Genomic DNA, 18,100 nt, shown 5'->3' on the forward strand with positions numbered 1-18,100 from the left:
AGGCGTCGACCTCGCGCGGTCGACGCCTGAGGCGGTCAGAGCCGGGGCAGGGTGACCCCGCGCTGGCCCATATATTTGCCCGCGCGGTCGGCATAGCTGATCTCGCACGGCTCGTTGCCGCGCAGGAACAGGAACTGGCAGGCGCCCTCGTTCGCGTAGATCTTCGCGGGGAGCGGCGTGGTGTTGGAGAATTCGAGCGTCACATGGCCCTCCCATTCGGGTTCGAGCGGGGTGACGTTGACGATGATCCCGCAGCGCGCATAGGTCGATTTGCCCAGACAGATCACCAGCGTATCGCGCGGAATGCGGAAATATTCGACCGTCCGCGCCAGCGCAAAGCTGTTCGGCGGGATGATGCAGACATCGGTCTTGCGGTCGACGAAGCTGTTCGCGTCGAAATTCTTCGGATCGACGATCGCACTGTCGACATTGGTGAAGATCTTGAACTCGTCGGCGACGCGCGCGTCATAGCCGTAGGAGGACAGGCCGTAGCTGATACAGCCGTCGCGGCGCTGCGCCTCATGAAATGGCTCGATCATCGCATCGCCCAGCGCGCGTTCGCGAATCCAGCGGTCGGACATGACGGACATGAGACATTCCCCTTTTCGCCGCTGCTTTCGCGCGGATGGTCGATGGCGGCAAGAGCGCGCGCACGCAGAGAGCGTTTTTGCCGTTGCAGCCGGCGTGCCGGGCCGTCATGGGGCGCGGCATGAACCAGATTCGGCAGCCTTTTCCGCGCGGTACGTCCGTCGAGCCACAGCTTCCGGACCATGATGGCGAGCGGGATCGCGCCGCGGTCCGCGCGCGCCGTGCCAGCCGCTATGTGCGGATCGCGCTGGCCGGATCGATCGCGCTGTCGGGCGGCGCGGCGCAGGCGCAGTCGGTGCAGGACCTGCAACGTCAGATCGACGAACTGAAGGCTACGATCGCCGAGCTCAAGGCCGCGCAGAATGGGCCGATTGCCCAGGCCGCGCCAGTCGCTGCACCAGTCCCCGCGCCCGTTACCGCGCCGGTCGCGATTGCAGCAACGCCTGCACCCGCTCCCAAGCCGGCACCAGCGGCCGCCCCCTCGACGCAATTGGCCGCGGCAACGCCCGAGCCGAAGCGCGCCTGGTATGATCGCATCGCGATCCGCGGCTATACGCAGATGCGGTTGAACGAGATCGTGTCGGGCGATCGCACCGCGCCGGACGGCCAGTCGCGGTTGCGGTCGGTGCATGACGGCAGCATCGGCGACAATACCGGCTTCTCGCTCCGGCGCGTCCGGCTGGTCCTGCAGGGCGATCTGACCGACCGTGTGTCCTTCTATCTCCAGCCCGACTTCGCGGTGAACGTCAGCAACCAGTCGGGCGGCGAGCGACGCGAGGGCTTTGCCCAGCTGCGCGACGCCTATGTCGACACGTTCCTCGACGCGGATCGCCGCTTCCGGCTGCGGTTCGGGCAGTCGAAGGTGCCCTTCGGGTGGGAGAATATGCAGTCCTCGTCGAATCGCATCACGATCGATCGCAGCGACGGGATCAACAGCGGGGTTCCCGGGGAGCGCGATCTCGGCATCGTCGCCTATTACACGCCCACCGGCGTGCAACGGATCTGGGATCGCCTCGAGGAGGACGGCCAGAAACTGTTCGGCAATTACGGCGCGTTCGCGCTCGGCGTGTATAACGGCCAGGGGATCAGCCGCGCCGAGACCAATGATGGCGCGATGACGGTGGCGATGGCGACGTGGCCGTTCGCGCTGGACGGGCTTGGCGGGGCGTTCAGCGGACAGGTGTTGGAGGTCGGCGGGGCGGCCATCCGTAATCGCGTCCAGCCCGAATTGCGCAGCGGCGGGGTCAGCGACACGAGCTTTGCCGATGAGCGGTTCGGCGTCCACGCGATCCTCTATCCGCAGCCCTTCGGGTTTCAGGCTGAGTGGAACTGGGGTCGCGGCCCCGAATATGACGACGCGTCGCAGTCGATTACGACCAAGCGGCTCAACGGCGGCTATGTTCAGGCGATGGCGCGCGTGCGATCGTCGCCGCTCGGTCCGTTCATGCCCTATGCCCGCCGGCAATATTATCGCGGCGGGTGGAAGGCGCTGCCCAACGCGCCGCGGCTCGAGACCGACGAGTTCGAGCTGGGAATCGAGTTCCAGCCGACCCCGCCGATCGAGCTGACCATCGCCTATGCGCGGATGACGCGGCGCGAGGCCGACGAACGCCGCGAGGGCCGGGCGGAGGGCGATCTGATCCGCACACAGTTGCAGTTCAACTACTGACCGCGGATCAGCCGATCCCGAGGTCCGCCGGGCCGAACGCATCGGGGAGAAGCTCCGACAGGCGGTAGCTGCGGACAGCGTCGCCCTGCGCCGCGCCGCAATGCACGGGGAGATCGCGCCCGCCCATCTGCGCCGCCTCGTTGATCACCTGGCGGCACCGTCCGCAGGGGCTCACCGGGGAGAGGCCGGTGGCGATGCCGTCCGCATCCATCGCGCCGCCGATCACGCCGATCGCGACGACGTCACGCAGGCGGCCCTGCGCGCTTGCGGTCGCCAGCGCGACGGTTTCGGCGCAGAGCGACAGGCCGTAACTCGCATTCTCGAAATTGGCGCCGGTGATCACGCTGCCGTCGTCGAGCAGCACTGCGGCGCCGACCGCGAATCGTGAATAGGGCGCATGCGCGTGACGTGCGGCATCGCGCGCCGCGGCGATCAGGCGGGTTGCCTGATCGGTGTCGAAACCATCGTTCATCCTGCCACCACGTCCCAGTTCACCGGTCCCTCGATTCCCTCGACACGCCGAAAATTGCTCGCGCGCCACATGCGCCATGGCCGTGCCGCATAATCGGGCTTGAGCAGATTGGCCATCGCCCAGACCGGCCGCGGCAGTGCCGCCGACAACGCATAGCTGCCCTCGACCGACTTGCCGATCCGCAGCAGGACGGGCTTGCCGGTATGCGTCTCCACCATCGTCACGAAGCGCGTCAGATCGGCGACCAGCGCGGCCTTTTCAGGGCGGGCGACGCAATCATCACGGAACTGCACGTCTACGGCGACGGGCAGCGCATCGGCGGCGGCGGGCACGAAGGTATTGAACGCGTTCGCCTGTTCGACCGCAGGCTGGCACAGCGAATAGATATGCACCGCGCCGCGCCGCAGCCCGGCTTCGGGAAGCGCCGCCCAGTTCGCCTCGAACGCGGGATCGCGGCGATCCTTGCCCGAGGTCGCGACGATATAGGCGAAGTCGACGCCGCGCGCGCGCACCGTTCCCCATTCGACCGGCGCGGGATTTTCACCCAGGTCGACGCCTTGCAGCGGATAGGTCTCGGTCGCGGGATGCCACTGCGTCGCATAGGCCCAGCCGCCAATCGCAATGCCGCCCGTGCCGAACAGCAGGGTCGCAAGCTTCAGCAATGTTGTCGCCATCAGCGTTGCTCAGCCACGCAGATGCAGGACGCAGATAAGCGTGAACAACCGGCGGGCGGTGTCGAAATCGACCTCGATCTTGCCCGACAGCCGGTCCTTGAGCAGCTCGGCGGCCTCGTTGTGGACGCCGCGCCGGGCCATGTCGACGGTTTCGATCTGCGCGGGCGAGGACTGGCGAATCGCCTGGTAATAGCTGTCGCAGATCGCGAAATAGTCCTTGATCGGTCGGCGGAAACGGCCGAGCGCGAGCACCAGTGTCTCAAGATGCGTGTCGTCCTCACGATGGATGTGAATGCCGAGACGGCCTTCCTCCGTCTCGAGCCTGATGCGGTACGGGCCGGCATAGCCATCGGCATGCTGGCGCTGCGGCGCGAAATAATTGCCCTCGATCAGGTCGAAGATCGCGATCCGGCGTTCCTGCTCGATATCCGCGGAACGCCACGCAATCGTGCGCTCGTCGAGCTGTATGTCGATGATCCGCGGGTCGGCCATGCCATGTGCGATAGCGATGGTCGTAACGCGTGTCACTTGTCGCCTGCACCGGCGGCCGCCGATCGCGGCTGGCTGGTCGACTTATCCCCATCATTCTGGCGCAGTTGGCTTGGAGCGATCGCGCGCAGTGCGTAGAACGCAGTATGGCAACCCTCGCATTCCCCGTCCCCGCCGTGGCCGAACCACAGCAGCTTCCCCGCAACGTCGAGGCCGAAGCCGCGATGCTCGGCGCGATGATGATCGATAACCGGCTCGCCGACGATCTGGTCGACAAGCTCGAACCCACGCATTTCTTCGAACCCGTACACGGGCGCATCTTCGCCGCGATCAAGACGCTCCGTGGCAACGACATGCTGGTGACGCCGGTCACGCTGCGGCCGATGTTCGACGCGGACGAGGGCATGCGCGAGCTGGGCGGCCCCGCCTATCTGGCCGGCCTCACGGGCAGCGGCGCGGGGCTGATCGGTGCGCGCCAGTTCGCGCAGCAGATCTATGACCTGGCGATGCTGCGCGCGCTCGTCTCGGTCGGCCGCACCCTGGTCGACCGCGCGATGGATACGTCCGAGGAGGTTAATCCGCGTGCGCAGATCGAACTCGCCGAGGAGGAATTGTTCAAGGTCGCCGCCGATGGCGGGGCGGAGAACTCGGTCAAGACGTTCGCGCAGGCGACCACCGCAGCGGTCAAGATGGCCGAGCGGGCGCTCAACTCGGGCGGCAATTTGTCGGGCGTGACGACGGGTATCGATTCGATCAACGCCAAGATCGGCGGCATGCATCACAGCGATCTCATGATCCTCGCCGGGCGTCCGGGCATGGGCAAGACGTCGCTCGCCACCAACATCGCGTTCAACGCCGCGCGGCGCTGGATGCGCGACATGGCCGACGGGATCGCCCCGAAGGATTCGGTCGGCGCGAAGGTTGCGTTCTTCAGCCTCGAAATGTCCGCGGATCAGCTGGCGACGCGTATTCTTGCCGAGCAGTCTCAGATCAGTTCCGAATCGCTCCGCATGGGCAAGATCAGCCGCACCGAGTTCGCGCAGCTCGCGGCCGCGGCGGCCGAGCTTGAGAACCTGCCGCTATTCATCGACGACACCGGCGGCCTGTCGATCGGCGCGCTGCACACGCGCGTCCGCCGGCTGCAGCGTCGCCACAATAACGAGATCGGGCTGGTGGTGGTCGACTATCTCCAGCTGCTGTCGGGGTCGGGCAAGAGCAAGGACGGCAACCGCGTCCAGGAAATCTCCGAGATTTCGCGCGGGCTGAAAACGCTGGCGAAGGATCTGAACGTGCCGGTGCTGGCACTGTCGCAGCTGAGCCGCGCGGTCGAAAGCCGCGAGGACAAGACGCCGATGCTGTCAGATCTTCGCGAATCGGGGTCGATCGAGCAGGACGCGGACATGGTCTGGTTCGTATACCGCGAGGACTATTACGTCGCCTCGAAGGAGCCCAAGCGGCCGGCCGAAGGCGACAGCGCGAAGATCTTCGAGGATCACGCGTCCTGGGCAGCCGAGATGGAGCGCGTCTATGGCCTGGCCGAGCTGATCATCGCCAAGCAGCGTCACGGTGCGACCGGCAAGGTGCGGATGAAGTTTGATCCGACGATCACGAAGTTCTCGGATCTGGCGGAATATTGAGGCGCTCATCTCCCTCTCCCCGCGGGGGAGAGGGAAGGGGCCCGCGGCACTTGCCGTGGGAAGGGTGAGGGGTGTGAGACGCGGGACGGTTGATCCCAACGCCCCTCTCCCTTCCGTCGCCTACGGCTCCTCCCTCCCTCTCCCCAAAGGGGCGAGGGAATTCAGTCAGATGATCGGGTCGTAGCCGCCGGGGGCGTGGATGCCGCATTCGACCTTGTCGAAGCTGCGCCAACGCCCCGCGCGCGGATCCTCGCCGGGGGCGACCTTGGTCGTGCAGGGCGCGCAGCCGATCGAGAGATAACCCTGCGCCTCGAGCGGATGCCGCGGCAGGTCATGCTCGGCGAAATAGGCATCGAGCCGCGCCTTGTCCCAGTCGGCGAGCGGGTTGATCTTCAACCGGCCCTCATCTTCCTCGAACCGCGGCAGCGCGGTGCGCGTGCCCGACTGGAAGCCCTTGCGCCCCGAGATCCACGCGTCGAACGGCGCGAGCGCGCGGCGCAGCGGCTCGACCTTGCGCAGGTCGCAGCAGCCATCGGGGTCATAAGACCAGCGCTCGCCCGCCCGATCCTTGATCGCCAGCAGCCGCGGATCGGGTCTGAACACGCGCAGGTCGGTGAGGCCCAGCCGTTCGGCGAGCGCATCACGATAGGCGAGCGTCTCGCCGAACATCTTCTGCGTGTTGGTGAAGACCACCGGCACGTCGACATCGACCTGCGCGACCATGTGCAGCAGCACCGCCGATTCGGCACCGAAGGACGAGACCGACGCGATCCGCCCGGCCAGCTCGCCGGTCAGCAGCTCGCGCAGCATCTGCGCCGCAGGAACGCCGGCGAACCGGTCCTGCATCGCCTGTGCATCCGCCTTCGTAAAGGCGGGGGTGACGTCGATCGTGTCGATCCGGCGGAGCGCTTCACCCATGGCGCAGCTTCCAGACCGGCACGGCGCCGTCCGCCGCCTTCTGATAGGGCGTGTCGTAGCGCGCGAGGCTGGCGCGCAGCACGTCGATATCGATCGGGGCCTCGGGCGCGAAGCTGTCGAAGCCGCAGCGGCGCATCAACGGAATCTGGTCGACAAGCACGTCGCCCGCCGCACGCAGCTCGCCGGTATAGCCCGCCTCGCGCAGGATCCGCGCCGCCGAATAGCCGCGCCCGTCGCGATAGCCGGGAAAGCTCACCTCGATCAGCGCGAGCTGGTCGATCTGCGGCAGCAGCGCGCGCGCATCGTCACCCGCTTCGAGGCGGACGGCGGCGGCGTTGCTCTGGCCGATGAACGAATCGAGCGTCACCGCAGGCTCGTCATGCGGCTCGTCATCGCGGAATCGGAGCAGCGTCTGGTCCGGATACTCAACCATAGATCGCCTCCTTGAACGTCTCGAAGCCGACGCGGCGATAGGTGTCGAGGAAGCGCTCGCCGGGGTCACGGACCTGGAGATAGCGGTCGGTAACGCGTTCGATCGCGTCGACGACGCCATCCTCCGAGAAGCCGGGGCCGGTGATCTTGGCGAGGCTCACATCCTCCGCGCCCGATCCGCCGAGCGAGAGCTGGTAATTCTCGGTGCCCTTCTTGTCGACGCCGAGGATGCCGATGTGGCCGGCATGGTGATGCCCGCAGGCGTTGATGCAGCCGCTGATCTTGAGCTTGAGCTCACCCAGCTCGCGCTGACGGCCAAGATCGCCGAAGCGCGTCGCGATCTTCTGCGCGAGCGGGATCGACCGCGCATTGGCGAGGCTGCAATAATCGAGGCCGGGGCAGGCGATGATGTCGCTGATCAGGTCGAGATTGGCCTCGGCCAGCCCCGCCTCGCTGAGCGTCGACCACACCGCGTGTAGATCGGCCATGCGGACGTGCGGCAGGACGATGTTCTGCGCATGCGTGACGCGCAGTTCGTCGAAGCTGTAGCGCGTGCCGAGATCGGCCATCACGTCGATCTGGTCCGCCGACGCGTCGCCGGGGATGCCGCCGACGGGCTTCAGGCTGATGTTGACGATCGCATAGCCGGGCTGCTTGTGCGCCTTCACATTCTGGTCGAGCCAGACCGCGAAGTCGGGATCGCTGCGGTCGATCTCGGTGGACGCGTTTTCCTCGAATGCGGGCGCGCCGAAATGGCTCGTGATCCGCTCGAGTTCGGCGCGCGGCGGATCGAGGCCGAGGCCCTTCACCGCGGCGAATTCCTCCTCGACCTGGCGACGATATTCGTCGGGGCCGATCTCGTGCAGCAGGATCTTGATCCGCGCCTTGTAGATATTGTCGCGGCGGCCGTAGCGATTGTAGACGCGCAGGCACGCCTCGAGATAGCTCATCAGGTCGTCGGCGGGGACGAAATCGCGGATCTCGTGGCTGATCATCGGCGTGCGGCCCATGCCGCCGCCGACATAGATCTTCGCGCCGAGTTCGCCGTCGCGGACGTGCAGACCGATGCCGATATCGTGCAGCCGCATCGCCGCGCGATCCTCGTCCGCCGCGATCACGCAGATCTTGAACTTGCGCGGGAGGTAGGTGAATTCGGGATGGAACGTGCTCCACTGACGGATCAGCTCGGCCCAAGGGCGCGGATCGGCGACCTCGTCCGCGGCGGCGCCGGCGAACTGGTCGGAACTGATGTTGCGGATGCAGTTGCCCGAGGTCTGGATGGCATGCATCTCGACCGTCGACAGCTCCTGGAGGATGTCCGGGGTCTGATCGAGCTGGATCCAGTTGAACTGGATGTTCTGCCGCGTCGTGAAATGGCCGTAGCCGCGATCATATTTGCGCGCGATGTGGCCGAGCATCCGCATCTGCCGGCCGTCCAGCGTGCCATAGGGCACCGCGACGCGCAGCATGTAGGCATGCAACTGCAGATACAGGCCGTTCATCAGGCGCAGCGGCTTGAACTGGTCCTCGGTCAGCTCGCCCGAAAGGCGGCGGCGGACCTGGTCGCGGAATTCGTCGACGCGCTGGTCGACGATGGCCTGGTCGTATTCGTCGTACTTATACATGGGGGGTTCCCGGTAGAATTTGGTTCACGCGGAGCCTGTCCTGAGCGAAGCCGAAGGGGCGCGATGGCGCGAAGAGATTCAGAAGAATTTTGTTCACGCGGAGGCGCGGAGGCGCGGAGGAGAAAGACGAGGAAGGAACTCCCGCGCCAGCGGGCATCGAATCTGCCTCAATCAGCGAGTGTGAGGGCCGCTGCGCGGCAAGGGAGACACCTCCGCGCCTCCGCGCCTCCGCGCGAACCATCTTCTCATTGCTCTCGTCGCGCCTTCGCGCCATCGCGTGAATCATATAACCCAACTCCCCGCAGCCGGATCGGCCGGCTTGAGCGTAAGGTCGGGCCGCATCGTCGGACCCAGCGCACGGATGCGGTCCTTGATGTGCGCAGGGCGGGGGCCGTCTGCGGTCGCGGTCGCCTCGATCAGATAGGGGACATTGACGCGGCGTGCGCCTTCCTCCGCCTGGAGGATCGATTCACCCGCGACGCCGACATCGGCCGCATCCTCGATGTGACGCGACCAGCCGTCGCCGGTCCACCAGATCACGTCGCCGGTGGGAAGGTCGTTTCCGGTCAGGAGCTTCATGCGGCGGCCTCTGCAATTCGTGCCCAGCGGGCGAGCTTGTCCTGCGCGTCGGAGAGTTCGACGACCTCGCCGACGACGATGATCGCGGGGCTCTTTACCGCCTCGCGCTGCACCATCGGGCCGAGATCGGCGAGCAGGGTCCGCATCGCACGGCTGCCCGATAGCGTGCCGCGCTCGAGCACCGCAACCGGCATGTCGGGCGCGACGCCATCGGCCATCAGCTTGTCGGCGATATCGGTCGCGGTCGCGATCCCCATGTAGATGACGAGCGTACGGCCCTGGCCGGCGAGCCCCGACCAGTCCTGTTCGGTCAGACCCTTGCACTGGCCCGCGACGAAGCTGACCGCGCTCGAATGATCGCGGTGAGTGAGCGGGAGCATCGCCTCGGCCGCGCAACCCAGTGCTGCGGAGACGCCGGGGATCACCTCGACCGGCAGGCCCGCCGCACGTACCGCCTCGACCTCCTCGCCGCCGCGACCGAACACGAACGGATCGCCACCCTTCAGCCGGACGACGATCGCGCCGGTCTTCACATGCGCGATGATCAGCGCGTTGATCGCCTCCTGCGGCAGCGTGTGGCGCGCGCGCTGCTTGGCGACCGAGATGCGCTGGGCGGCAGGCCGCGCAATGTCGAGCACGCGCGGATCGATCAGCCCGTCATGGACGACGACGTCGGCGATCTCGAGCGCGGCGACCGCACGTACGGTCAGCAGTCCGGGATCGCCGGGCCCCGCCCCGACGAGGATGACGCGCCCGCGGGCACCGGGGTCTAGCAAGCTTACCATGTCAGGAAGATGGGCGCTGGGCGGGCGATTGGCGAGCCCAGCATTATTTGCCCCGGGGCTAGTCCTGCTTTCCCACGCGGCGCGGGTGCCAACGCCGGAAACGTTCGCAGGCCCCGGTCACGGGCTGGTGGTGGTGGAGTCCGCGCTATAGGAAGGCGCGACGAACCGGGTAACCCGGACGCGATGGGGAACTTCGATAATGCGCCTGACCTGCCTTGCCGCCATGTTGCTGGCGACCACCTTCATCGGCGCGGTGCCGGTGTCGAGCCAGGCGCTGCCGCCGCCCGCGCCGATCGCCGGCGACGGCCCAGAGGATGCAAAGCTCAAGCAGCTTTTCTATGCAAGCGACGAGCGCGATCTGAAGAACGATCCGCTGCAGGCCATCTTCCGCGGCGACATGCGCTATGCCGATCGCTTCGGCGAATATCTGACCGATGCGCGCACCGCGCAGGACAAGCGCAACGTCGAGCAGGACCTGTCTGCGATCGCCGCGATCGACCGGGCGAAGCTGACGCGGGTCGACCAGATCGCCTATGACGTGTTCCGCAACGGCCGCGAGGTCGCGCTGCGCGGGTTCGCGCCGAACCTGGTCGCGATCGACCGGTTGCTGCCGCTCAGCCATTTCGGCGGGTTCCAGACCTTCTATCCCGATTTCGCGTCGGGCAAGGGCGGCGCGCCGTTCAAGTCGGTCGCGGATTACGAGAACAATCTGCGGCGCAATGCGGGCTATGCCGCGGTCTATGACCGGGCGATCGCGCGGTTCCGCGAGGGCATGGCGAAGGGCGTGACCCAGCCCAAGCTGGTCGTGCGCAACATGATCGGCCAGTTCGACAATCTGATCGCCGAGGGTGTCGAGAAATCGACCTTCTACGCGCCGGTGACGATGTTCCCCGCGTCGATCCCGGCGGCCGACCGCACGCGCCTGACCGCGGCCTATGCCAAGCAGGTGCGCGAGGTGATCAATCCCGCGCATGTCCGGATGCGTGACTTCCTCGCGAATGAATATCTCGCCAAGGCGCGCGATACGGTCGGGCTGTCGGCGCTGCCGGGCGGCGCCGCGCTTTATGCGCAGCGGATCGAGGATAGCACGACGCTGCCGCTCGAGCCCGAGGCGGTGCATCAGCTCGGCCTGTCGGAGGTCGCGCGGATCACGCAGGCGATGGAGGCGCAGAAGACCGCGGTCGGGTTCAAGGGCACGCTCGCCGCCTTCTTCGACCATCTGCGCACCGATCCACGCTTCCAGCCCAAGTCGGCGGCGGCGGTGCGCGAGGGCTATGAGGCGATCGGCAAGCGGGTCAACGCGCGGATCGCGACGCAATTCTCGCTGGTGCCCAAAAGCCCGCTCGAGATCCGCGCGGTGCCCGATTTCCGCGCGAAGACCGATGCGGCGGGGTCGTATCAGCAGGGGACCCCCGACGGCACGCGGCCGGGGATCTTCTACTACAACACCTATGACCTGCCGACGCGGTATCTGTGGGGGATGGAGACACTGTACCTGCACGAGGCGGTGCCGGGGCATCATTACCAGATCAGCCTGGCGCAGGAGAATGTCGCGCTGCCCGCGTTCATCCGGTTCGGCGGCAACACCGCCTATGTCGAGGGCTGGGCGCTCTATGCCGAGACCTTGTGGAAGGAACTGGGCGTCGAGAGCGATCCCTATCAGCGGATGGGCGGCCTGAACGACGAGATGCTGCGCGCGATGCGGCTGGTCGTCGATACCGGCATCCACGCCAAGGGGTGGAGCCGCGACCAGGCGATCGCCTATATGCTCGCCAATTCGCCGATGGGGCGGACCGACGCGACCGCCGAGGTCGAGCGGTACATCTCGATTCCCGGGCAGGCGCTGGCCTACAAGATCGGCCAGCTGACGATCCTCAGGATGAAGGCCAAGGCGCAGGCGGCGCAGGGTGCCGCGTTCGATCCGCGCGCCTTCCATGCGCAGGTGCTCGACACGGGGGCACTGCCGATGCCGGTGCTTGAGAAGAAGATCGACGACTGGTTGGGCGGGGCGAAGTAACCCCCATGATCCTCCCCCTGACGGGGGAGGATTTGAGTGCAGCTTTGGGGGCCGCTACCCGCCTCAGCCGTCGCGCAGGCCGATGCCGATGCTGGCGCGCGCGCTTTCGGATTCGCTGCTGACGACCGGATAGGCGCAATAGTCGGCGGCGTAATAGGCGCTGGGGCGGTGGTTGCCCGACCAGCCGACGCCGCCGAACGGCGCGCCCGACGAGGCGCCGTTGGTGGGCTTGTTCCAGTTGACGATGCCGGCGCGGATATTGGCCCAGAACCGGTCGTAGAGCGCGGGCGTCTGGCTGATCAGCGCGGCGGACAGGCCGTAGCGGGTGTTGTTCGCCTCGGCGATCGCGGCGTCGAAATCATCGGTGCGGAAGACCTGCAGGATCGGCCCGAACAGCTCGAGATCGGGGCGCTCCGCCATGTCGGTGACGTCGATCATCGCCGGGCGGAGGAAGGGCAGCGTGTCGACCGGGCGTTCGAGATGCCGGATCGGCCGGCCTCCGCGCATCAGCAGCTCGAGAAAGCTCTCAGTCAGCTGGTCGGCCGCCTGGTTGTCGATCACCGGGCCCATGAACGGCGCCGGGTTCGCATGCGGCTCGTCGACGATGATCCGCGCGATCATCCGCTCGATCGTGTCGAGCAGCGGCTGGGCGAGCCGTTCCTGGACGATCAGCCGGCGCGCGGCGGTGCAGCGCTGGCCGGCGGTGGTGAAGGCGGACTGGACGACGAGCACCGCCGCGGTGTGCAGGTCCGGCGTGTCCCAGACCATGATCGGGTTGTTGCCGCCCATTTCGAGCGCCAGGATCTTCTCGGGCTTCTCGGCAAAGGCGCGGTTGAGCGCGAGGCCGGTCTGGGCCGAACCGGTGAAGAGCAGGCCGTCGATATCGGGATGCGCGGCGAGCGCCTTGCCCTCCGCCGGGCCGCCGACGAGCAGCCGGATGCAATCCTCGGGTACACCCGCGGCGCGGTAGCATTCGACGAGGAACGCGCCCGATGCGGGGGTCTTCTCGGACGGTTTGAAGACGACCGCATTGCCCGCGATCAGCGCGGGGACGATGTGGCCATTGGGGAGGTGTGCCGGGAAGTTATAGGGGCCGAGCACCGCGAGCACGCCGTGCGGCTTGTGGCGCAGCGCGACGCGGCTGTTCATCGGCGCCTCCATCCGGCGCTGTGCGGTGCGTTCGGCATAGGCACTGACCGAGATGTCGACCTTGGCGATCACCGTCTCGACCTCGCCGCGCGCCTCCCAGATCGGCTTGCCCGTCTCGCGCGCGATCAGGTCGGTGAATGCGTCGTTGCGCTGGCGGACGACATTGGCGAACCGGCGCATCGTCTCAATCCGGAACGCGAGCGGCTTGGACGCCCAGCCGGCCCATCCCGACCGCGCGGTCGCCACTTCGGTATCGACATCCCCGATTGGGTGACGCCACAACAGCGTACCGGTTGCGGGTTCGTAGGAGAGGATCTCATCGGCCATATCGGGCTCTTGCCCCAATTTTAGAAGACTTTCCACCATCCGCCGCACCGTCGGCCGCGGCACCCGCGATCAGGCGAGCGCCTCGCCCATCGCCCGGATCGCCGCGACCTTCGCGGTAAGACGGCTCCAGTCGTCGGCGTCGGCGATCGGCGCCCAGATCGATTCCACCTCGTCGATCAGCAGGCTGCACGGCGTGCCCGACCAATAGGGATGGGTGCGATCCTTGCGCGCGGCATAGCCGCCGAGCGCGGCGCGGACCTCGTCCCATTCGGGACCGTAGCCCGCGGGAAGATCGCCGCCGAACGCGTCGAAGAAGAACCGGTCGATACTCGCCCCGCTGGTCCGCAGCGCGCGCTCGGTTGCCTGGACGAGCGCACGGTCGCTGTTGGGATCGCGCGGGCGGACGCCCAGCCGCCACAGGATCGCCGCGCCCACTTCGGTCTGATAGGCGGGGCCGAAACCGTCGAGCGCGGCGATCAGTGGATCGCTCTCGGCGATCGTGCGCAGCGATACCGCGAGCTGCATCACGTCCCAGTGGATCGCCTCGGGCTGGCGACCAAAGGCGTACAGCCCCTGATGATCGAAATAGGCGGCGGTGAAGCCCGGGTCCCAGGTCGGCGCGAACCGCCACGGGCCATAGTCGAAGCTTTCGCCGGTGACGTTGATGTTGTCCGAATTGAGCACGCCGTGGACGAAGCCCGCGGCCATGTAGCGCGCCGCGAGCCGCGCGGTCCGCGCGACCACGAGCGCGAGGAGGCGGACCGGATCGTCGCCTTCCCCGTTCCCGTCCTCGTCGAACAGGTTGCGCAATGTATAGCCGACTAGCCGGCGCAGGGCGTCGTCGTCGCGATGATAGGCGAGGCGCTGGAAGGTGCCGATCCGGACATGGCTGTGGCTGAGCCGGACCATGACCGCAGAGCGGGTCGGGCTCGGCTCGTCGCCGCGCTGCAGATCTTCGCCCGTCTCGATAAGCGATAGCGTGCGCGAGGTCGGTACGTTCAGCGCCTCGAGCATCTCGGTCGCGAGGATCTCGCGAACGCCACCTTTCAGCGTGAGCCGGCCATCGCCCGCGCGGCTCCACGGCGTCTGCCCCGACCCCTTGGTGCTGAGATCCATCAGGCGGCCGCGATCGTCGCGCATCTGGGCAAAGGTGAAACCGCGACCGTCGCCCAGATCGGGATTGTAATTGCGGAACTGATGACCGTGATAGCGCAACGCTAGCGGGCCGGGCAGCGTGTCCGGCAACGGCGCGAACCGGCCGAAATGGCGGGTCCATTCGTCGTCGTCGAGCGCCGCCAGACCGACCTGTGCGGCGGCGCGATCGTTGCGGAAGCGGAGCTGGGTGCGGGGGAAATCGGCCGCCGCGACCGGATCGAAGAACGGGTCGCCCAGGTCGAGCAACGTGGTTTCGGGGCGATAGGCGGGGAAGGCTTGCGGGTCGATGGGCATGCGGCGATATGGTGGCCGCTACCCGAAGGACGCAACCATGGCCGCTTACGAAAACCTCTATTGGTGGTCCAGGGACGGGCTGCGGCTGCACGCACGCGACTATCCGGGCGGCGGCGATGGTCGCCCGCCGATCCTGTGCCTGCCCGGGCTGACACGCAACGCGCGCGATTTCGATGCGCTCGCGGCGCGGCTGGCGGGACGCTGGCGGCTGATCGCGATCGATCTCCGCGGGCGCGGCGAGAGCGCCTATGCCAAGGATCCGATGTCCTATGTCCCGCTGACCTATGTGCAGGATGTCGAGGCGTTGCTGGCCGAGCATGGCATCGACCGTTTCGTCGCGTTCGGGACGTCGCTCGGCGGGATCGTCACGATGCTGATGGCGGGGCCGGCGCGCGGGCGAATCGCAGCCGCGCTGCTCAACGATGTCGGACCCGAGATCGACGCGCAGGGCCTGTCGCGGATCCGCGGCTATGTCGGCAAGGCGAGCGTCTTTCCGACCTGGATGCACGCCGCGCGCTGCGTGTCGGAGAGCAATGCCGACGTCTATCCTGACTGGACGATCGAGGACTGGCTGGCGATGGCCAAGCGCATCTACCGGCTGAATAGCTCAGGCCGGATCGTGCTCGATTACGACCTGAAGATCGCCGAACCGTTCCGCGTGCCGGGCAGCGAGGCCGGGCCGGACATGTGGCAGGCGCTGGCAGGCCTGCGTGAGATCCCGACGCTGATCGTGCGGGGTGGTCGGTCCGACCTGTTGTCGGCCCCGATCGCGGATCGGATGGTCGCATCGCTCGACCGCGCGACGCTCGTCACCGTGCCCGGGGTCGGTCATGCCCCGACGCTGAGCGAGCCGATCGTCCAGGCGCCGATCGACGACCTGCTGGCGCAGGTGCTTGAGGGGGATGCTGTCCGCGCCTAGGGGACGGGGACGAGCCGTCGCAGCGACGCCTCGCCCCGCCTGCTCGATGACCGGAACAGTTTATGACCGCACCCGCCGACCTTCATCCGAACCATCGCTCCCTTGAGGGTCGACGCGCGATCATCACGGGAGGGACGACAGGCATCGGCCGGGCGATTGCGGTGCTGCTCGCGGCGGGGGGCGCCAGGGTTTATATCTGCGGTCACGATGCGGGTCATCTCGAGGACGCGCTCGTCTGCATCCGCGCGGTCGGCGAAGGTGACGGGATGGTCACCGAGCTTGCCGATCCGGACAAGGTCCGTGCCTTTTTCGATGCGGGCGAGGCGTATCTGGGCGGGTTCGACATCACCGTCATCAACGCCTCGATCGCCGCGGGCGGGCTGACGCAGATGGACGAGGAGGCGCTGCGCTACGCGATCGCGGTCAATTTCACCGCCTATCTGCTCAGCGCGCATCACGCCGCGCACCGGATGACGCCGATCGGCGACCTAATCCTGATCGGTTCGCTCAGCGCGCATATCCTCGGGCCGAGCTCGACCGTCTATGCGGGCATCAAATCGGGTATCGCCGGTTTCGCCGAGGCGCTGCGTCGCGAGCTGGGGCCCAAGGGGATCCGGGTGTCGCTGATCGAGCCGGGCAAGGTCGGCTCCAACATGCAATATCCCGACGTGCCCGACGAGAAGCAGCGGCAGATGATCGCGGCGGAGCAGATGCTGCGCGGCGAGGACATCGCCGCGGGCGTCGAGTTCCTGCTCACGCAGCCGACACGCAGTGTGATCCAGCAGCTCGTGATCGTGCCCCGCGCGTTGGAGGGGGAATAGCGACACCGCTCACCCGTCCCGTTCGTGCTGAACGAAGTCGAAGCACCTCCGCCCGGGGCATGCCCTTCGACTTCGCTCAGGGCGAACGGGCATGGTGCGGGGCGGCCGAACAACCAGAATTTTAGGAGAATAGCATGTTCGATCAGCTCGTCTTCACTCCTGCCGACATCGACCTGTCGCGCTCACCGCTGGCGGGCAAGGTCGGGGCCGAGACCTATGTGCTCGGCGCCTTCAATCCGGGGATGACGCGGCTGGCGAACGGCAATCTGCTGCTGATGGTGCGCGTGGCGGAGGCGTTGCGCGAGCCGGTCAAGGGCGGCAACGTCCATGCGATCCGCTGGCAGGACGGCGCCTATCTGCGCGATGCGTGGCCGTTGCAGATGGTCGACACCAAGGATCCGCGCAAATTCTTGATCCCCGGCGGCGGATGGAAGGTGATGGCGCTGACCTCGCTGTCCTGGCTGCTACCGGTCGAGCTCGACGCCGAGGGCCGTTCGGTCGTCGCGGTCCATTACGACAAGGCGATCGCGCCGCGCACACCCTACCAATGCTATGGCGTCGAGGATGCCCGCATCTCGAAGGTCGGCGACCGCTATCTGATGACGACCTGTTCGGTCAGCCCGGAACGGCATTCGACGACTCTCTATTCGTCAGCCGACGCGCTCGACTGGCAGCTCGAGGGGATCGTGCTCGATCACCAGAACAAGGACATGCTGATCTTCGAAGGGCTGATCAGCGGGCAATATTGGGCGCAGACGCGGCCACTCGGCGACCTGTATTTCGCCTATCCGCCGGGCAGCGAATGGCGCGCCGGGCCGTCGATCAACCTGTCGCGCTCGCCCGATGCGCTCCACTGGAAGCCGCATGACAAGCCCGGCATCCGCCCGCACGCTGCCACGGTCTCGACCGCGCGGATGGGCGGGGGGACGCCGCCGATCCTGACCGATCGCGGCTGGCTGAGCCTGTGGCACGGCGTCGAGCCGTCGGGCGTGGTCGGCATCTACCGCACCTATTGGTCGATCCTCGACAAGGACGACCCGTCAATCACGATCGCAACCCAGCACGCGCCGCTGCTCGAGGCGAACCCCGCGCTGACCGAACCATTGAAGGACCAGATGTACGTCGACAATGTCGTCTTCACGACGGGCATTGCGGACGCGGGCGACTTCTACGTGGTCGCGAGCGGCGAGGCGGATCTGGCGTGCCGGATCACGCATATCGCGAAGACTGCGTTCGACCCGCCGGCCTGATGCGGTTCGTGGCGTATTTTGGTGGGGAGCGGACCTTACCTCTCCAAGGCTGACACAAGACTGGTGAAAGCATCTACGTTCGCTTTCTGATGCGAAAGCACTCCGGCAGTAATATCCTGCGTAGTGCCATCCGGCATGACAAGCTGTGCCTTCACTCCGCCGTTACTGAAGAGATCGACCTGTTGCAGAGATTCTTCGCGCTGCTCGTTCGCCCATTCGATCAAGTCATCCAGTGTTTTCACCGTCCGCCCCCCCTCCATTGTCGGCATCATAGCACGGCATGAAATTATGCTTCTAGTG

The 18,100-nt window shown here is 66.8% G+C and carries 18 protein-coding genes; 6 read left to right on the top strand and 12 right to left on the bottom strand.

Annotated features, from left to right (window positions below):
* Positions 1 to 35: 35 nt before the first annotated feature.
* The gene (dcd, locus tag sphst_RS08640) at positions 36 to 590 is read right to left on the bottom strand and encodes a dCTP deaminase (protein ID WP_031395819.1); all 555 of its coding nucleotides are present in this window, start codon (positions 588 to 590) and stop codon (positions 36 to 38) included.
* 119 nt (positions 591 to 709) lie between these two features.
* On the opposite strand from dcd, the gene sphst_RS08645 reads away from it, so the two are divergent.
* Positions 710 to 2,257, top strand: a complete 1,548-nt coding sequence (locus tag sphst_RS08645; RefSeq protein ID WP_107045425.1) for a porin — start codon at positions 710 to 712, stop codon at positions 2,255 to 2,257.
* A 7-nt stretch (positions 2,258 to 2,264) separates the two neighbouring features.
* Here sphst_RS08645 and sphst_RS08650 read toward each other — a convergent pair whose 3' ends face one another.
* Genes sphst_RS08650 through sphst_RS08660 form a run of 3 tightly spaced genes read right to left on the bottom strand, consistent with a single transcriptional unit; the run spans position 2,265 to position 3,895 of the window.
* A complete protein-coding gene (locus tag sphst_RS08650) occupies positions 2,265 to 2,729 on the bottom strand; it encodes a cytidine deaminase (RefSeq protein ID WP_031395821.1) in 465 nt (154 codons plus the stop codon).
* Entirely contained in the window at positions 2,726 to 3,403 is a 678-nt protein-coding gene (locus tag sphst_RS08655; protein ID WP_031395822.1) for a GH25 family lysozyme, read from the bottom strand. The genes sphst_RS08650 and sphst_RS08655 overlap by 4 nt, the downstream gene beginning before the upstream one ends.
* 9 nt (positions 3,404 to 3,412) lie before the next feature.
* Positions 3,413 to 3,895, bottom strand: coding sequence for a UPF0262 family protein (locus sphst_RS08660; protein WP_031395823.1), 483 nt, complete (start codon positions 3,893 to 3,895; stop codon positions 3,413 to 3,415).
* 143 nt (positions 3,896 to 4,038) lie between these two features.
* On the opposite strand from sphst_RS08660, the gene sphst_RS08665 reads away from it, so the two are divergent.
* Positions 4,039 to 5,529, top strand: a complete 1,491-nt coding sequence (locus sphst_RS08665) for a replicative DNA helicase (RefSeq protein WP_031395824.1) — start codon at positions 4,039 to 4,041, stop codon at positions 5,527 to 5,529.
* 165 nt (positions 5,530 to 5,694) lie between these two features.
* Here the strand turns inward: sphst_RS08665 and sphst_RS08670 are convergent, their stop codons facing one another.
* The 5 genes from sphst_RS08670 to cobA form a co-directional block, all read right to left on the bottom strand.
* Positions 5,695 to 6,447: a phosphoadenylyl-sulfate reductase gene (locus sphst_RS08670; RefSeq protein ID WP_031395825.1), complete on the bottom strand. Its 753-nt coding sequence runs from the start codon at positions 6,445 to 6,447 to the stop codon at positions 5,695 to 5,697.
* Positions 6,440 to 6,880: a DUF934 domain-containing protein gene (locus sphst_RS08675; RefSeq protein WP_031395826.1), complete on the bottom strand. Its 441-nt coding sequence runs from the start codon at positions 6,878 to 6,880 to the stop codon at positions 6,440 to 6,442. The genes sphst_RS08670 and sphst_RS08675 overlap by 8 nt, the downstream gene beginning before the upstream one ends.
* A complete protein-coding gene (locus sphst_RS08680; protein ID WP_031395827.1) occupies positions 6,873 to 8,504 on the bottom strand; it encodes a nitrite/sulfite reductase in 1,632 nt (543 codons plus the stop codon). The genes sphst_RS08675 and sphst_RS08680 overlap by 8 nt, the downstream gene beginning before the upstream one ends.
* 282 nt (positions 8,505 to 8,786) lie before the next feature.
* Positions 8,787 to 9,083 carry a DUF2849 domain-containing protein gene (locus tag sphst_RS08685; protein WP_031395828.1) on the bottom strand — a complete coding sequence of 99 codons (297 nt, stop codon included), beginning with the start codon at positions 9,081 to 9,083 and terminating at the stop codon, positions 8,787 to 8,789.
* Positions 9,080 to 9,868: a uroporphyrinogen-III C-methyltransferase gene (cobA, locus tag sphst_RS08690; RefSeq protein WP_031395829.1), complete on the bottom strand. Its 789-nt coding sequence runs from the start codon at positions 9,866 to 9,868 to the stop codon at positions 9,080 to 9,082. The genes sphst_RS08685 and cobA overlap by 4 nt, the downstream gene beginning before the upstream one ends.
* 199 nt (positions 9,869 to 10,067) lie before the next feature.
* Between cobA and sphst_RS08695 the strand changes: the two genes are divergently transcribed.
* On the top strand, positions 10,068 to 11,885 hold the full coding sequence (locus tag sphst_RS08695) for a DUF885 domain-containing protein (RefSeq protein ID WP_031395830.1): 1,818 nt from the start codon (positions 10,068 to 10,070) through the stop codon (positions 11,883 to 11,885).
* A 63-nt stretch (positions 11,886 to 11,948) separates the two neighbouring features.
* Here the strand turns inward: sphst_RS08695 and astD are convergent, their stop codons facing one another.
* Together astD and sphst_RS08705 are read right to left on the bottom strand one after the other, a co-directional pair.
* On the bottom strand, positions 11,949 to 13,361 hold the full coding sequence (astD, locus tag sphst_RS08700; RefSeq protein ID WP_031441361.1) for a succinylglutamate-semialdehyde dehydrogenase: 1,413 nt from the start codon (positions 13,359 to 13,361) through the stop codon (positions 11,949 to 11,951).
* 69 nt (positions 13,362 to 13,430) lie between these two features.
* The gene (locus sphst_RS08705; protein WP_031395831.1) at positions 13,431 to 14,810 is read right to left on the bottom strand and encodes a protein adenylyltransferase SelO family protein; all 1,380 of its coding nucleotides are present in this window, start codon (positions 14,808 to 14,810) and stop codon (positions 13,431 to 13,433) included.
* Positions 14,811 to 14,847: 37 nt separating this feature from the next.
* On the opposite strand from sphst_RS08705, the gene sphst_RS08710 reads away from it, so the two are divergent.
* The 3 genes from sphst_RS08710 (at position 14,848) to sphst_RS08720 (ending at position 17,800) form a co-directional block, all read left to right on the top strand.
* Complete coding sequence (locus sphst_RS08710) at positions 14,848 to 15,729, top strand: alpha/beta fold hydrolase (protein ID WP_107045426.1); 882 nt, start codon at positions 14,848 to 14,850, stop codon at positions 15,727 to 15,729.
* Positions 15,730 to 15,791: 62 nt separating this feature from the next.
* A complete protein-coding gene (locus sphst_RS08715; protein WP_031395834.1) occupies positions 15,792 to 16,550 on the top strand; it encodes an SDR family oxidoreductase in 759 nt (252 codons plus the stop codon).
* Between the two features lie 134 nt (positions 16,551 to 16,684).
* A complete protein-coding gene (locus sphst_RS08720) occupies positions 16,685 to 17,800 on the top strand; it encodes a glycosidase (RefSeq protein ID WP_031395835.1) in 1,116 nt (371 codons plus the stop codon).
* 35 nt (positions 17,801 to 17,835) lie between these two features.
* On the opposite strand, the gene sphst_RS08725 is transcribed toward sphst_RS08720, so the two are convergent.
* Positions 17,836 to 18,042, bottom strand: a complete 207-nt coding sequence (locus tag sphst_RS08725) for a hypothetical protein (protein WP_159043550.1) — start codon at positions 18,040 to 18,042, stop codon at positions 17,836 to 17,838.
* Positions 18,043 to 18,100 lie beyond the last annotated feature (58 nt).

This window comes from Sphingomonas sp. STIS6.2 (assembly GCF_000732685.2).
GTDB classification, from domain to species: domain Bacteria; phylum Pseudomonadota; class Alphaproteobacteria; order Sphingomonadales; family Sphingomonadaceae; genus Sphingomonas; species Sphingomonas aerolata.

Coding starts and splice junctions, on each gene's coding strand:
- dcd (WP_031395819.1), bottom strand. CDS start 590: ATGTCCGTCATGTCCGACCGCTGGATTCGCGAACGCGCGCTGGGCGAT.
- sphst_RS08645 (WP_107045425.1), top strand. CDS start 710: ATGAACCAGATTCGGCAGCCTTTTCCGCGCGGTACGTCCGTCGAGCCA.
- sphst_RS08650 (WP_031395821.1), bottom strand. CDS start 2,729: ATGAACGATGGTTTCGACACCGATCAGGCAACCCGCCTGATCGCCGCG.
- sphst_RS08655 (WP_031395822.1), bottom strand. CDS start 3,403: ATGGCGACAACATTGCTGAAGCTTGCGACCCTGCTGTTCGGCACGGGC.
- sphst_RS08660 (WP_031395823.1), bottom strand. CDS start 3,895: ATGGCCGACCCGCGGATCATCGACATACAGCTCGACGAGCGCACGATT.
- sphst_RS08665 (WP_031395824.1), top strand. CDS start 4,039: ATGGCAACCCTCGCATTCCCCGTCCCCGCCGTGGCCGAACCACAGCAG.
- sphst_RS08670 (WP_031395825.1), bottom strand. CDS start 6,447: ATGGGTGAAGCGCTCCGCCGGATCGACACGATCGACGTCACCCCCGCC.
- sphst_RS08675 (WP_031395826.1), bottom strand. CDS start 6,880: ATGGTTGAGTATCCGGACCAGACGCTGCTCCGATTCCGCGATGACGAG.
- sphst_RS08680 (WP_031395827.1), bottom strand. CDS start 8,504: ATGTATAAGTACGACGAATACGACCAGGCCATCGTCGACCAGCGCGTC.
- sphst_RS08685 (WP_031395828.1), bottom strand. CDS start 9,083: ATGAAGCTCCTGACCGGAAACGACCTTCCCACCGGCGACGTGATCTGG.
- cobA (WP_031395829.1), bottom strand. CDS start 9,868: ATGGTAAGCTTGCTAGACCCCGGTGCCCGCGGGCGCGTCATCCTCGTC.
- sphst_RS08695 (WP_031395830.1), top strand. CDS start 10,068: ATGCGCCTGACCTGCCTTGCCGCCATGTTGCTGGCGACCACCTTCATC.
- astD (WP_031441361.1), bottom strand. CDS start 13,361: ATGGCCGATGAGATCCTCTCCTACGAACCCGCAACCGGTACGCTGTTG.
- sphst_RS08705 (WP_031395831.1), bottom strand. CDS start 14,810: ATGCCCATCGACCCGCAAGCCTTCCCCGCCTATCGCCCCGAAACCACG.
- sphst_RS08710 (WP_107045426.1), top strand. CDS start 14,848: ATGGCCGCTTACGAAAACCTCTATTGGTGGTCCAGGGACGGGCTGCGG.
- sphst_RS08715 (WP_031395834.1), top strand. CDS start 15,792: ATGACCGCACCCGCCGACCTTCATCCGAACCATCGCTCCCTTGAGGGT.
- sphst_RS08720 (WP_031395835.1), top strand. CDS start 16,685: ATGTTCGATCAGCTCGTCTTCACTCCTGCCGACATCGACCTGTCGCGC.